This window comes from Deltaproteobacteria bacterium, from assembly GCA_035063765.1.
Lineage (GTDB): Bacteria > Myxococcota_A > UBA9160 > UBA9160 > PR03 > CAADGG01.
This window is the reverse complement of sequence record JAPSFT010000033.1, coordinates 23,052-36,345: the sequence shown is the minus strand read 5'-3', so window position 1 is coordinate 36,345 and position 13,294 is coordinate 23,052. Positions and strand designations below refer to the sequence as shown.

11 protein-coding genes, 2 rRNA genes and 2 pseudogenes are annotated in these 13,294 nt (G+C 72.8%); 7 read left to right on the top strand and 8 right to left on the bottom strand.

The features are described 5' to 3' along the window. Both OZ948_18300 and rrf read left to right on the top strand, forming a co-directional pair. Positions 1–381 (top strand): 23S ribosomal RNA (locus tag OZ948_18300); the annotation flags it as partial. A gap of 87 nt (positions 382–468) precedes the next feature. Beyond that, positions 469–585: ribosomal RNA gene (rrf, locus tag OZ948_18295) — 5S ribosomal RNA — on the top strand. A 56-nt stretch (positions 586–641) separates the two neighbouring features. Here the strand turns inward: rrf and OZ948_18290 are convergent. Further along, entirely contained in the window at positions 642–1,409 is a 768-nt protein-coding gene (locus OZ948_18290; protein MEB2346679.1) for an enoyl-CoA hydratase-related protein, read from the bottom strand. Between the two features lie 60 nt (positions 1,410–1,469). Here OZ948_18290 and OZ948_18285 point away from each other — a divergent pair, with 60 nt between their 5' ends. Beyond that, positions 1,470–2,540 (top strand): MBL fold metallo-hydrolase, encoded by a 1,071-nt coding sequence (locus tag OZ948_18285; GenBank protein ID MEB2346678.1) that lies wholly within the window; start codon positions 1,470–1,472, stop codon positions 2,538–2,540. On the opposite strand, the gene OZ948_18280 is transcribed toward OZ948_18285, so the two are convergent. Beyond that, on the bottom strand, positions 2,537–4,072 hold the full coding sequence (locus OZ948_18280; protein ID MEB2346677.1) for a PQQ-dependent sugar dehydrogenase: 1,536 nt from the start codon (positions 4,070–4,072) through the stop codon (positions 2,537–2,539). The two genes, OZ948_18285 and OZ948_18280, sit on opposite strands and share 4 nt — an antisense overlap. Positions 4,073–4,188: 116 nt before the next feature. Here OZ948_18280 and rplX point away from each other — a divergent pair, with 116 nt between their 5' ends. From rplX to OZ948_18265, 3 genes and pseudogenes are all read left to right on the top strand, one after another. Continuing rightward, a complete protein-coding gene (gene rplX, locus OZ948_18275) occupies positions 4,189–4,518 on the top strand; it encodes a 50S ribosomal protein L24 (protein ID MEB2346676.1) in 330 nt (109 codons plus the stop codon). Between the two features lie 16 nt (positions 4,519–4,534). Continuing rightward, a complete protein-coding gene (gene rpmG, locus OZ948_18270; GenBank protein MEB2346675.1) occupies positions 4,535–4,705 on the top strand; it encodes a 50S ribosomal protein L33 in 171 nt (56 codons plus the stop codon). A gap of 91 nt (positions 4,706–4,796) precedes the next feature. Next, a pseudogene (locus OZ948_18265) lies at positions 4,797–5,009 on the top strand (4Fe-4S binding protein). Between the two features lie 160 nt (positions 5,010–5,169). Here OZ948_18265 and OZ948_18260 read toward each other — a convergent pair. Beyond that, the gene (locus tag OZ948_18260; GenBank protein MEB2346674.1) at positions 5,170–5,985 is read right to left on the bottom strand and encodes a shikimate dehydrogenase; all 816 of its coding nucleotides are present in this window, start codon (positions 5,983–5,985) and stop codon (positions 5,170–5,172) included. Between the two features lie 60 nt (positions 5,986–6,045). Between OZ948_18260 and purE the strand changes: the two genes are divergently transcribed. After that, positions 6,046–6,582 (top strand): 5-(carboxyamino)imidazole ribonucleotide mutase, encoded by a 537-nt coding sequence (gene purE / locus OZ948_18255; protein MEB2346673.1) that lies wholly within the window; start codon positions 6,046–6,048, stop codon positions 6,580–6,582. Position 6,583: 1 nt separating this feature from the next. Here the strand turns inward: purE and OZ948_18250 are convergent, their stop codons facing one another. The 5 genes and pseudogenes from OZ948_18250 to dnaK all read right to left on the bottom strand — a co-directional run bounded on the left by OZ948_18250 (position 6,584) and on the right by dnaK (position 13,192). Beyond that, on the bottom strand, positions 6,584–7,393 hold the full coding sequence (locus OZ948_18250; GenBank protein MEB2346672.1) for a uracil-DNA glycosylase: 810 nt from the start codon (positions 7,391–7,393) through the stop codon (positions 6,584–6,586). Further along, positions 7,378–8,160, bottom strand: a complete 783-nt coding sequence (locus OZ948_18245) for an enoyl-CoA hydratase-related protein (protein MEB2346671.1) — start codon at positions 8,158–8,160, stop codon at positions 7,378–7,380. The genes OZ948_18250 and OZ948_18245 overlap by 16 nt, the downstream gene beginning before the upstream one ends. Before the next feature lie 9 nt (positions 8,161–8,169). Further along, the gene (locus tag OZ948_18240) at positions 8,170–10,248 is read right to left on the bottom strand and encodes a redoxin domain-containing protein (GenBank protein ID MEB2346670.1); all 2,079 of its coding nucleotides are present in this window, start codon (positions 10,246–10,248) and stop codon (positions 8,170–8,172) included. A gap of 71 nt (positions 10,249–10,319) precedes the next feature. Further along, complete coding sequence (locus OZ948_18235) at positions 10,320–10,850, bottom strand: J domain-containing protein (GenBank protein MEB2346669.1); 531 nt, start codon at positions 10,848–10,850, stop codon at positions 10,320–10,322. Positions 10,851–11,599: 749 nt separating this feature from the next. Continuing rightward, positions 11,600–13,192 (bottom strand): annotated as a pseudogene (gene dnaK, locus OZ948_18230) (molecular chaperone DnaK). Positions 13,193–13,294: the final 102 nt, after the last annotated feature.

Below are 13,294 nucleotides of genomic sequence, written 5' to 3'. Positions count from 1 at the left end.
TGGGGCTGGAGCAGGTCCCAAGGGTTCGGCTGTTCGCCGATTAAAGTGGCACGCGAGCTGGGTTTAGAACGTCGTGAGACAGTTCGGTCCCTATCCGCTGTGGGCGCAGGAGATTTGAGGGGAGCTGTCCCTAGTACGAGAGGACCGGGACGGAGGTACCTCTGGTGTACCGGTTGTTCCGCCAGGAGCACCGCCGGGTAGCCAAGTACCGATGGGATAACCGCTGAAAGCATCTAAGTGGGAAGCCCACCCCAAGATGAGATCTCCCCGGGACCTAGTCCCCTGAAGGGCCGTCCGAGACGAGGACGTCGATAGGCCGGAGGTGGAAGCGCAGCAATGCGTGGAGCTGACCGGTACTAATCGCCCGTGCGGCTTGACCATCGACCCATGGCCGCGCACTCGACTTGCGATGCATGCGAGAGCCTTCGAACCTGTTCGATTGTCCAAGGGCGTCTAGCCCTCGGTTTTCCCACTCTCCAAAGAGCGGGGGCCACACCCGTTCCCATTCCGAACACGGAAGTTAAGCCCCGCTTCGGCGATGGTACTGCCGGGCATCCTCGGTGGGAGAGTAGCGCGAGAGTGGGACCCTCTTTGGGGCGGCGCCGGATCTTCGGGTCCGGCGCCGTCGTCGTTTCACCGTTTCAACGGAAGCGCGGTGGGCGCTTCTCGAGGAACGCGCGCAGGTTCTCCTGGGCGTCGGGGGTCTGGGACGCAGCGGCCATCACCTCGGTCGCGTAGGCGTAGGCGCCCGCGAGATCCAGGTCGACCTGGCGGTGGAACGCCTGCTTGCCCAGCGCCTTGGACCGCACGCTTCCGCGTGTTGCGCGGGTCAGCAGCGCACGTGTCTCCTGCGCCACGTCGGCATCGGGGACGACGCGGTTCACGAGGCCCCATTCGCAGGCCGTCCGGGCGTCGATCGGGTCACCGGTGAGCAGCATCTCGAGGGCGCGCTTGCGGCCGACGGCACGCGCGAGGGCGACTCCGGGCGTCGTGCAGAACCACCCACCGCGTCCGCCCGGTGCCTGGAAGCGCGCCGACTCGCCGGCCACGGCGAGGTCGCACGCGGCCACGAGCTGGCAGCCGGCCGCCGTCGCGAGCCCCTCGACCTGCGCGATCGCGGGCTGCGGCAGGGCCTGGAGGGCCTGCATCACGCCGGAACACACGAAGAGCAGGGAGCGCATCGACTCGAGGTCGCGTCCCTGCATGTCGGCGAAGTCGTGCCCGGCCGAGAAGACGGGCCCCTCGGCCGCAAGCACCAGGCCTCGCGCCCGGCTCCGTGCGACGTGCCCCAGGGCGTCCTGGAGCTCGCGCAGGTGGGCCTCGGAGAGGGCGTTGCGTCGCTCCGGCCGGCGCATCGTCAGGACGGCAAAGTCCCCTTCGTCGCGCAGCGACAGGTGCTCGTAGGGCATGGGCGGGACGCTATCACGGCTTCCGCCCGCCTTCCCCGGGTCGCTAGACTGCGGATCCCGATGGCCACCGCCGCTCCGCTGCTGCAGCGCTCACCCGTGCCCGAGCTGCCACGCCTGCACCAGATCGTCCTGCCGACGCCCTGGGAGATCGGCCCCGTGCAGGTCTACCTCGTCGAGGGCGATCCGCTCACCCTGATCGACACCGGGGTCGCGCGGCCGGAGTCGCGGCGCGCGCTCGAGGCCGCCTTCGACCAGCTCGGGCTCGGGCTCGAGGAGGTCGAACGCGTCGTCCTCACGCACCACCACACGGATCACATGGGGCAGGTCCAGGCCCTGCGCGACGCGGGTGCCGACCTCGCGCTGTGGGTCCACGAGGACGACGCCGAGGACGTCGAGCTGTACTCGATGGAGCGCGACGAGCGGATCGAGGTCGGCAACGAGCTGTTCCGCGAGTACGGTGTCCCCGAGGATCTGCTGGCCCGCCAGGCAGCGCACATCCGGGCCTGGATCGAGCGCGAGCCGCCGCTGTGCGCGGCGACCCGCGTCGAGCGTCGGCTGCGAGGCGGCGATCGGGTGCCCTTCAAGGACTTCGAGCTCGAGGTGATCCATGCGCCGGGCCACACGGCGGGGCACGTCCTCCTGCACGAGCCCCGCTCGGGCACCCTGCTGACGGGCGATCACCTGATGGGTCAGGCGGTCCCCTTCACCGAGAGCTACTTCCTCGCCTCCACGGCCGCGCCCGGCGATCCGCTCGGGCGCAGGCCCTGCTTCCGGGGTCTACCCGCCTATCTCGGTAGCCTGCGCGGGCTGCGCGGACGCAGCTTCCGGAGGATCCTGCCCGCCCACGGCGGCATCATCGATCGTCCCGCGCGTGCGATCGAGGAGGCGATCCTCTTCTACTCGGTGCGGATCCAGCGCATCGAGCGCGCGCTTGCGCGTGCTGCCGAGAGCAGCGGAGCTGCGAGCGCCTGGGCCGTGTGGCAGGCCCTCTTTCCGAAGCTCGATCCGCTCACCCAGATGCGTACGCGCATGATGATGGTGATCGGCGGGCTCGACGAGCTCGAGGCGTGCGGACGTGTGCGCGTCGAGTGGGGACCCGGCGGGATCCTGCTCCACGCGCCGATCTCCTAGTCGCCGCGCTCCGAGAGCAGGAAGACGGCCAGGTCGCCGCGCTCGCCTTCACTGATCGCCAGGGCCGGCATCGGCGGTGTCGGCGCCAGCAGGAAGCGCGCGAGCGAGGCGACATCGAAGCGCGACGCGAGCCGCTCCACGGACAGCGGCACCGCGACGACGCCGGGGTCGGCCTGCTCCGGTTCGTGGCAGCGGGCACAGTGGTGGGTTTCGTACAGGGCCGCGCCCCGCTGCCGGCTCGCCGAGCGCTCGCCTTCGGAGAGGCCGGCGAGCGGGTCTACGGGGGTGGCCGGGGCGGCCGGCCGCGCCGTCTTCGGGGGTACGCTCGCTTCGCCCTTTGCGCGCGGGCGCACCCGGTAGATCGCGCCGCCGTAGTCGTCCGAGACGTAGAGCGCCCCGTCCGGCCCCTCCGCGACGTCGACCGGCCGGCCGAGCGCCTCGTCGTCGCGCAGGAAGCCGCTCAGGAAGGGACGCTCCTCGATCCGCCCGTCCGGGCCCCAGTGCAGCGAGACGACCTGGTAGCCGTCCTTGCGCGTGCGATTCCACGAGCCATGGAGGGCGACGACCGCCGCTCCCCGGTAGCGCTCGGGCCAGCTTCCGGCGCGCAGGAAGGTGATCCCGAGCGGCGCATTGTGGGCGCGGAACCCGTGCACCGGAGGCATCGACGCCGCGATCTCCCGCTCGTGGCCGGCACCGAGGTCCGGGTCCGGAACCCGGTCGCCGTTGGCGAAGGGCCAGCCGTAGAAGCCGCCCCGGACGATGCGGTTCAGCTCGCAGGGCGGGAAGTCGTCGCCGAGCAGGTCGCGCCCGTTGTCGGTCGCGTAGAGCTCGCCGGTCGCGGGACGCCAGTCGAGGCCGACGGAGTTGCGCAGGCCGGTCGCGAAGATCTCGCCGCTGCTCCCGTCGGGCCGGAAGCGCAGGATCGCCGCTCGCCGCGGGTCGCCCTCGATACAGGCGTTGCAGCTCGAACCCACCGACACGTACATCCAGCCATCGGGGCCGAAGCGCACGCTGCGTGTCCAGTGGTTGCCGCCGGCGGGCAGCCCGGTGACGACGCGCTCGAGTGCGCCCTCGGTGCGCCGCGCCTGGGGATCGAAGCGCACGCGTGCGACGGCGCCCGTCTCGCCGACGTAGAGCCAGCCGTCGTGGAGGTCGATTCCGTGCGGCCGGTCGAGCCCCTCGAGGAGCGGGTGGATGCCGTCGGCGCGCCCGTCACCGTCCCGGTCGCGCTCGACGAGCACGATGCGCCCGGAGCGGGGCGTCGAGACCAGGAGGTCGCCCGCCGGCGTGAAGCGCAGGAGGCGCGCGTTCGCGATCCCGGTCACCCACTGCTCGACGGCGAAGCCGGCCGGGACCGTGAGCAGTCCCGCGACCGCGTCGGGCGGCGGCGCCTTGCCGCCGCGGCCGAAGAGCAGCTGGCCGAGCGGCGCGTTCACGGCATAGCGCTCCGGGAGCAGGAGGCGGCAGGCGCCGATCGCGAGGGCGGAGAGGAGCAGGGCGGCGAGAGCGATGCGTGCAACGACGCGGGCCATGGCGCGCGAGCATATCGCGCCAGGCGCCCGGCTCCGGGCCCTGACCCCCGCGGGGCTCCTTGACTTCGTGCGCGTCGTCGTTCATCAATCTGCGCTTCATCCGTCCAGGAGGTTCCATGGCCCTCGGCATCCGCAAGGGCGACGTGGTGCGCGTCGTGAAGGGATCGGATCGCGGCAAGCAGGGCAAGGTGATCGCGATCGATGCCGAGCGCGGCCGGATTCGCGTCGAGAAGGTGCGCATGCACAAGCGCCACCTGAAGCCGGGCCGCCGGGGCTCCCGCACCGGGGGCATCCTCGAGGAGGAAGGCTTCATCGACGCCTCCAACGTGATGCTGGTCGACGGGAAGGGTGCGACCACCCGCGCACGCACGGAGCTGCGCGACGGCCGCCGCATCCGCGTGTTCGTGAGCACCGGCGAGCCGGTGCCGGCGCCGGCCGCGGGCTGAGCGAGCCGAGGGAGTCATGGCGAAGAAGGGAAAGCGCGAGCAGATCAAGCTCGAGTCGAGTGCGGGGACCGGACACTTCTACACCACGGTGAAGAACCGCCAGAACACGCCCAACAAGCTCGAGATCAAGAAGTACGACCCGGTCGTACGCAAGCACGTCGTCTACAAGGAAACCAAGCTGCGCTGAGGCGGGCGGCGACCGTGCGGCGGTGCGGACACCATCGAATGCGGCCCGTGCGCCCGCGGGCCCCTGCGAAGCCAAGGGAGACGAAGACGAGATGGCCTGGGTGATCACGAGGCTCTGCCGGGACTGCGTCGACATGAGCTGCGTCGAGGTGTGCCCCGTGGACTGCATCTACGAGTACCAGGGCGACGACCGCGAGACGTTCCCGAACCAGCTCTTCATCGATCCCGAGGAGTGCATCAACTGCGGCGTGTGCGAGCCGGAGTGCCCCTGGGAGGCCATCTTCGAAGACGAGCAGGTGCCCGAGGTGTTCGTAGCCGACGTCGACGGCAACGCGAAGATCACCGAGTGCAAGGACCAGTTCGCGGTGCCCGAGGTGGTGGAGAAGCCGAAGCCGTCCCCCGAGCAGGTCGAGGAGAACAAGAAGAAGTGGGGCCTCGCCGGCTGAGCGAGCCACTCGCGCTGGCTCAGGTGCCGGCGCGGTCGAAGGCCTCGGTCATCCGCTCGATCGGAGCGTCGCGGCCGGACCAGAGGCGCAGCTGCTCGGCCGCCTGGTAGACGAGCATCCACTTGCCGCCGATGGGTCGCGCGCCACGCGCCTCGGCGTCGCGCAGCAGCCGGGTCCGGGGAGGGTCGTAGACCGCGTCGAGCACGACGGCGCCGGCCGGGATCGCCGTGGCCGGCACCGGCGTCTCCTCGCTCCGCAGCCCGACGCTGGTGGTGTTGACGAGCACGTCGCACGGGAGTGCCGGCAGGTCCTCGAGACGGCCGGCCCCGGCGACACCGAGCTCGGCGGCGAGCGCCTCGGCGCGTGCGAGCGTACGGTTCAGGATCGTGACCCGCGCGCCCCGCTCGCGGGCTCCCCAGGCGACGGCGCGGGCGGTTCCTCCCGCGCCGAGCACCACGATCTGCCGGCCCTCGAGGGTCGTCTCGCGCTCGAGGGCGCGTACGGCGCCGAGCCAGTCCGTGTTCTCGCCGATCAGGCGCCCTCCGCGCAGCGTCACGGTGTTGACCGCACCGATGCGCCGGGCGGTGTCGTCGACCTCGTCGAGATGTCGCAGCACCGCCTCCTTGTGCGGGAGCGACACGGCGAGCTGGCGGACACCGAGGGCGCGCGCACCCGCGAGCGCCTCGGCCAGCGCCGGCGGCGGGACGTCGAAGGCGAGGTAGACGGCGTCGAGCCCGAGCGCCGCGAAGGCGGCGTTGTGCATGGCAGGCGAGCGGGTGTGGCCGGCCGGGTGCAGCAGGACGCCGCAGAGCTGGGTGCGCGGACCGATCGGCACGGGCTTCCTTGCGTCCGGGGCTCGGATCGGCGAAGTATGCCACCCCGATCTGGAGGAACCATGGCCGCCCGCTCCCGGACTCCGCGCCCTCGCGCGCGCCTCGCGAAGGGAAGGGCGCACGCGCGTCCCCGCGTCGCGATCCTGATCGGCAGCGCCTCGGACTGGCCGACGATGAAGGCGGCTGCCGACGTGCTCGCCGCGCTCGGGATCGCGCACGAAGCGCGCGTCTGCTCGGCCCACCGGACGCCCGAGCGGCACCGGGAGTTCGTCCTGCGCGCCGAGGAGCGCGGCTTCGAGGTGATCATCGCCGGCGCCGGGGCGGCGGCGCATCTCGCCGGGGTCACGGCGGCGCTCACGCTGCTGCCCGTGCTCGGGGTGCCGCTCGAGGGCTCGCCCCTGCTCGGCCTCGACGCGCTGCTCGCGACCGTGCAGATGCCGGGGGGCGTCCCGGTCGGAACGCTCGCGATCGGGAAGGCAGGCGCGAAGAACGCGGGCCTGCTGGCGGCGGCGATCCTGGCGCGCAAGGACCCTCGGGTGCGTGAGGCGCTCGCCGCCTTCCGCCGCCAGCAGACCGCGGCCGTGCCCGAGCGCCCGTAGATCAGGACAGCTCGGGAATCCGCCCGCCCAGCTCGCGCGCCCGGCCGAGCGCGGCCTTGAGGTCCTCCCAGACCAGGCGCCGGTTCTCGGGCGTGTACTGGCGCAGCAGGAAGGCGGGGTGGAAGGTCGGCATCACGGGCGTGCCGCGATAGTCCTGCCAGATTCCGCGCACGCGCGTGATCGAGACGTCGCGCCCGAGCAGGAGGCTCGTGGCCGGCTTGCCGAGCGCGACGATCACCTTGGGCCGCACCGCGTCGATCTGGCCGTCGAGGAAGGGCCGGCAGGTGGCCACCTCGTCGGCGAGCGGGGTGCGGTTGTTCGGCGGCCGACACTTGACGATGTTGCAGATGTAGACCGCAGAGCGCGGGATGCGCAGGCCCTTCTCGATCATCTGCGTGAGCAGCTCGCCGGCGCGGCCCACGAAGGGGAGCCCCTGCCGGTCCTCCTGCTCGCCCGGGCCCTCGCCGACGAAGAGCAGGTCCGCGTCGGGCGCCCCGTCGCCGAACACGATGCGGCTGCGGCCTTCGGCGAGGCGGCAGCGGGTGCACTCGCCGAGCGCGGCGCGCACCGCGCCGAGGGCGGCCTCGCCGCTGCCGGCGGCCGGGCTCGCCTCGCGGGCAGGGGCCGGCGCGGCGTCGCGAGGCGGCCGTGCTGTCGGAGAGGGCGAAGCGGCCGGGGGCGCGCCTGGCGCCGCCGGCGGGCCCGGGAGCCGGCGCGGATCGGGCTCGAGGCCCTCGTCGAGCGCTTCGCGCAACCACGCGCGCGCCGCCGCGAGCGTCGCCCGCAGCTCCGCGGCTAGCGCCCGCTCCACTCCGGCTTCCGCTTCTCGAAGAAGGCGCGGATGCCCTCCTTCGCGTCCTCGGTCGAGGCCGTGAGCACGATCATCTCGCGCAGATAGCGAAGCGCGGCGCCGTACTCCATCTCGCCCATCGTGTAGATCGCCTCCTTGCCGAGCCGGAGGGCGGCCGGCGAGAGCCCGGCGAGCCGTTCCGCGAGCGCTGCCACCTCCTCGTCGAGCCTCGCGTCGGGCACCACCCGCGTGACGAGCCCGAGCGCGAGCGCTTCCTCCGCGCCGACGCGCCGCCCGCTGAGGACCAGGTCGAGCACCGTCTTGCGGCTGCCGGTGGCGCGCAGGATCGGGACCGAGACCACCATCGGCAGCAGGCCGAGGTCGATCTCGGGCAGTCCGAAGATGGCGCTCTCGCCCGCCACCGTGAAGTCGGCGGCCACCGCGAGCCCGCAGCCACCGGCCAGCGCGAAGCCCTGCACGCGCGCGATCACCGGCTGCGGCGCGTGGTGCAGCGCCGCGACCACGCGCGCCACCCCGTCGAAATGCCGGCGGCGGTCTTCGATCGTCCGGTGGGCGAGCAGCTCTTCGAGGTCGGCGCCGGCGCTGAAGGCCTGCTCTCCGCTGCCGCGCAGCACGATCACTCGCACCGCCGGGTCGCCGGAGGCTGCTGCGACGGCGGCCTCCAGCTCGTCGAGGGTCGCGCGGTCGAGCGCGTTGCGGCGGGCCGGGCGGTCGATCGCGAGGGTGCGGACGCCGTGCCCGTCGCTGCCGATCCGCAGCCCGCCCACCGCGGGTCCTCAGCTCCGGGCGTCGAGCAGCGCGAAGCCGCGCTCGAGCGCACCGACCAGGGACGCGCCCGCGGGCACCCGTGCCGCCGACTTCCCGGCGCGCGTCGCGGACGCCTCGATGGTGCCGTGCTTCTGACGCTCGATCTTCTGCTTCACGGCGAACTCGAAGCCGGGATCGTTGGCCTGGTCGTGGCAGGCGCCGCAGATCTGGAGGATCACGCACGAGTCGCACTTGTCGCCGAGCGAGACGATGGTCCCGATCCGCGGCGCTCCCTCGCCCACGTGGTTGCCGCCCGGCCCGTGGCACGACTCGCAGCCGACCCGCGCGAGGTCCGCATGGGCGCCGTGCGACGCGCCCTTCGGGTAACCGCCGGGCTTGCCGAGCGCCGTCACGTGACAGGCCTGGCAGGTGGCGTTGTCCGCCTCGCCCTTGGCCTCGAGCGGGGCGATCGCCCGTGCGTGGGGGCCCGCCGACCAGGTGGCGAACTCCTGCTCGTGGCAGGAGCGGCAGGCCTCGGAGCCCACGTAGGCGGCGTTGCTCGGCAGCAGGTCGTTGCGCGGGCGCATTCGTGCCGCCAGCAGCTCCTGACGCTTCGCGAGCGGCAGCGACGCGAGCTCCGCATTGGCGGCGTGCGAGACCTTCGGCAGGAAGCTCGCGAACTGGAAGCCGAGCGAGTGCTCCTGGTCGTGGCAGCCGAGGCACACCGGCTCGTAGTTCCCGGCCGTCACGAAGCCGGGTGAGAGGTGGGGTCCGCCGCGCCCGTGGCAGGACTCGCAGCCCACGTTCTCGAAGTCGGGGGTCCGCGGCGAGATCGTGTAGCCGCCGGTCTGCCCGAACCCGACGACGTGGCAGCCGACGCACTCGGGATCCGCGTCGGCTGCGTGCTTCACGAGCGTGTCGAAGGCGTGCGCGTGACGGGTCAGGAGCCAGGTCTCGGTCTCCTGTTCGTGGCACACCGCGCAGGCGTCGCTGCCGCTGTAGCCGGTCGAGTGGAGCAGCATCGGTACCTTCTGCCCGGCGATGCGCGCCAGCCACATGCGCACCAGCGCAGGGTCGCGGTCGTCGCGCCAGCCCTGGACGCGGCTCACGACCGCGCCCGAGCCATCGATCACGAAGATGTCCGGAACCCCGCCGAGCACGCCGTAGGCCGCGCGCAACGCGCCGTCGAGGTCGAGCAGCACGGGGAAGAAGTCGAGTCCGTCCGCCCGGAGGCTCTCCTGCACGGAGGCCGGATCGCCCGCCACCGACACGCCGACGAGCTGCGGGCGCTGCGCCTCCGGGAGCTTCGGCAGCTCGCTCTTCAGGAACTCGAGCGCGTGGTGGCAGTGCGGGCAGGTGTGGAGGAAGAACATCAGCACGACCGGTCGGCCCGCGAGCGAGGCGAGGTCGAAGCGGGGCCCGCCCTCGAGCCGCTCGGCCGTGAAGGTCGGCGCAGCGGGCCGCACGCCGAGCAGGGGCGCCAGCACGGGCTCGTCGGTGGGCAGGCGCAGGGCCTCGCGCAGCTCGCTCTCGACGACCTTCGCGGCGTTGGCTGCCTCTGGCGGCGGTACGCCCGACGCGAAGGTCACGTAGCCCTCGGCATCGACACCGATCAGCGCCATCGGAGCGCGCAGCCCGACGCTGCGCTGGATCGCGGAGACCGGGTCGTCGAGGATCGGGAAGGTGAGGCCGTGCTCCTTCGCGAAGGCGCGCGCCCGGTCGGCGCCGGCGCCGACGGCGATGCCGACGATCTCGAAGTTGTTCCGCGCGCGCTCCCCCGCCACGCGCGCAACCGCAGCAGCGGCGGGTCCCGCCTCGCGGGCCCCGGGATCGAAGAAGAAGAGCAGGGCACGCCGGCCCATCAGCTCCGAGACGGTGAAGGGCTGCCCGTCGAGGGTCGTGCCCTCGAACCCGGGAAGCGGGCGCTCCTGCCGGCGCACGGCCGGCGGGGCCGCCGCGGCGGCCGGCTGTGCGGCGGCAGCGGGCGGCGCGGCGCCGGCGGGCGGGGTCGAGGCCGCACGCGGCGCTTCCGCCTCGCTGCATCCCGTCGGGAGTGCGAGAAGGAGCATCGCGACGGCGGTCACGGCGAGCGCAGGGGTCGGGCGCACGGGCGGCATCATAGCGGCGGGTCCGCACGCGCCCACCTGGGGGCGGCCGCGCGCAGGCGCCGCTGCTGGCATCAACGGGTGGAGCCCGAGACCGCCTTGCCGCGCACGCGCGCGAGCAGATCGCGGAACACCTCGTTGTCGGGCTCGAAGGTCAGGGCGGTCTTCAGGTTGCGCTCTGCCGCCGCCCGGTCGCCGCGTGCGACGTCGGCCTTGGCGAGTGCGAAGTAGCGCCGCCCGTTCGGCGTGCGCCCCTCCTGCTGCTCGCGTCGCTGCCGGTCCGCCTGCGCCTCGGCCTCGGCGAGCGGCATCCGCACGCGCTCCCGGTCGCCGGCGAGCTGGCGGTCGTAGACCTGGCGCCGGCGTGGATCGCGCAGCACCGAGTAGGCCTCCGCGATCCGCTTCGCGATCCGCGCCACCTGCTGCTGGAGCTCGCCCGGTGCGTCGCGGTGGGCATCGGGATGGAAGCGCCGCGAGACGGCGTGGTACGCGCTGCGGATCGCCGACGTGGGCGCGTCGGAGCGCAGCTCGAGCACCTGGTAGTAGTCGAGCTCCTCCAGGATGCCGGCGAGGGCGCGGACCTCGGCGCTGTGGTTCGGGGACACGATGGCTCCGGCCGTCAGGATTCGTCGTCGTCCTGGTAGCGCGAGAGGTCGCTACCCGGCTCGTCGAAGAGGCTGCCGTGCGGCGGGATCCCGCCGCCCTCCGGCGGTCGCGGGCGGGTGATCGCGCCTTCGTCCTCTTCGACGAGTGCGGTGGCGTCGTGGTCGCGCGCATCCGGCGCCGGGTCGGGAAGGGAAGCCAGCGAGTCGAGATCGCTCTCGTCGAGGTCGAGCGGGTCGAGCTCGACGTCGCCGGCCAGCACGCCGCCCGGCGCAGCCTCGCTCTCGAGCGCCTCGAGGTCGATCTCGCCGCCGATCGCGAGCGTGCGCTCGGCGTCGGGCGAGAGCGGCTCCGCGGGGCCGGCCTCGGCCAGCTCGACGTCGCCCCCGCCGCCGAGATCGAGATCGAACTCCTGGTCCTCGGCGCGCCCCGGGGCCGCACCGGAACCGGTGACCGGCTCGGGGCCGGGATCCGCGTCGAGCTCGAGCTCGTCGCGGGCCTGGGCGGCAGGCGCCGGGTCCGCATCCCGTGCCAGCGGCTCGGCCTCGTGCGCGAGCAGCGCCTCGGGTGCATCGGGCTCGGTCTCGAGCGCCACGAGGTCGGTGTCGGGATCGGCTCCGAGCCCCAGATCGAGATCGCCGTCGCCCCCGGGTGCGAAGCCGGCGGACGAGCCGGCGGGCGCCAGGGCGGGGGCGTGGCCCGCCAGCGCGGCGGCCGCCCCCGCGCCGGGAGGCGGTGCCGGCGCGGCCTGCGACTGGTGCTTGGCGACCAGCGTCCGGATCTCCTCGTCCGACAGGCCCGACGAGAGGTGGATCTGCGTCGAGGCGACCTGTCCGGTGTCGGGGTCGCGCGCCGTCACGTTCACGATGCCGTCGGTGTCGATCTCGAAGGTCACCTCGATCCGCACCTCCCCGCGACGCGCGTGCTTGAAGCCCGAGAACTCGAACTCACCGAGCAGCTCGTTCTCCTCCTGCACGCGCGACTCGCCCTGGTAGACGCGGATCTTCACGGACTGCTGGAAGTCCCGGAACGTGGTGAACACGGCCGTCTGTTCGATCGGGACGGGCGTGTTGCGGTCGATGACGGTCTCGGCGAGGCCGCCGGCCACTCCGATGCGCAGCGAGAGCGGTGTCACGTCGAGCAGGCAGGAGTCGCGTTCCTCGCCGACCAGCGAGGCGGCGTGAATCGCGGCCCCCATCGCGACCACCTGGTCCGGGTCGACGTCCGCCTTCGGCTCGCGCTGGAAGTACTGGGACACCGCCTCCCGGATCAGCGGCAGGCGCGTCGGCCCTCCCACCAGGATCACGCCGTCGAGGTCGCGCACGGTCAGGTTGGCCTGCTGCAGCGACTCGTCGCAGACCTTGAAGGTGCGCTGGATCAGGTCTGCCACCAGGCGAGAGAACTCGGTGTTGGTGAGGACGCGCTCGAGGTGGAGCGGCTCGCCGGCCGGGTCCTGCGCCACCTCGGAGACCTGGATCGTCGCCTCGTCGTCCGCCGACAGGTCCTTCTTGGCCTGCTCGGCGGCCGCCTTGAGCTTCTCGAGGGCGAAGCGGTCCTGGCGCAGGTTGACCTTGTGCTTCGCCATGAACTCGTCGGCGAGCAGGTCGATCACGCGGTCGTCGAAGTCCTCGCCACCCAGGAAGGTGTCGCCGCAGGTGGAGAGCACCTCGAAGACGTCCGCGCCGATCTCGAGGATCGAGATGTCGAAGGTTCCCCCGCCGAGGTCGTACACGGCGACGCGTTGGGTGAGGCCCTTGCCGAAGCCGTAGGCGAGGGCGGCGGCGGTGGGCTCGTTGAGCAGCCGCAGCACCTCGAGGCCGGCGATCTTGCCGGCGTCGCGGGTGGCCTGGCGCTGGTTGTCGTTGAAGTAGGCGGGGACCGTGATCACCGCCTGGGTCACCGCCTGGCCGAGCTGCGCCTCGGCGATCGCCTTCATCTCCTTCAGGACGACGGCCGAGACCTCGGGGATGGCGAGCACCTGGTCGCGCACCTTGATGCGCACGGAGTGGTTCGGGCCCTCGACGATCTGGTAGCTGCTGACCGCCTTGGCCTTCTTCACCTCCTCGGAGAAGAAGTAGCGGCCCATCAGGCGCTTGGCGGCGGTGACCGTGCTCTCGGGATCGTGGACCGCGCGCGCCTTCGCCTGCTGGCCCACGGTGGTGGCGCCGTCGGCGGCGAAGTGCACCACGCTCGGGACGATCGTCTCGCCGTAGGCGTTGGTGAGCACGTCGACGCGCCCCTTGCGGGCGACCGCGACGCACGAGTTGCTGGTCCCGAGATCGATCCCGATCGCCACCAACCGTCCCTCCGCCAGGGCGAGCGGCCGCCCCGCGGGGCCAGCCATGCGCGCTCCCTGCGTATCGGGCGGGCGGGGGCGGTTCCTGAGCGACGCGGCGAGCCCGCGGTGCCGCGCTGCGCACGCGCCTCGCACGCGTTGACCGTCTCC

Bases quoted from the DNA above. Each gene is read 5' to 3' on its own strand.
- rplX (MEB2346676.1), top strand. From the start codon at position 4,189: ATGGCCCTCGGCATCCGCAAGGGCGACGTGGTGCGCGTCGTGAAGGGA.
- OZ948_18285 (MEB2346678.1), top strand. From the start codon at position 1,470: ATGGCCACCGCCGCTCCGCTGCTGCAGCGCTCACCCGTGCCCGAGCTG.
- rpmG (MEB2346675.1), top strand. From the start codon at position 4,535: ATGGCGAAGAAGGGAAAGCGCGAGCAGATCAAGCTCGAGTCGAGTGCG.
- OZ948_18290 (MEB2346679.1), bottom strand. From the start codon at position 1,409: ATGCCCTACGAGCACCTGTCGCTGCGCGACGAAGGGGACTTTGCCGTC.
- OZ948_18280 (MEB2346677.1), bottom strand. From the start codon at position 4,072: ATGGCCCGCGTCGTTGCACGCATCGCTCTCGCCGCCCTGCTCCTCTCC.
- purE (MEB2346673.1), top strand. From the start codon at position 6,046: ATGGCCGCCCGCTCCCGGACTCCGCGCCCTCGCGCGCGCCTCGCGAAG.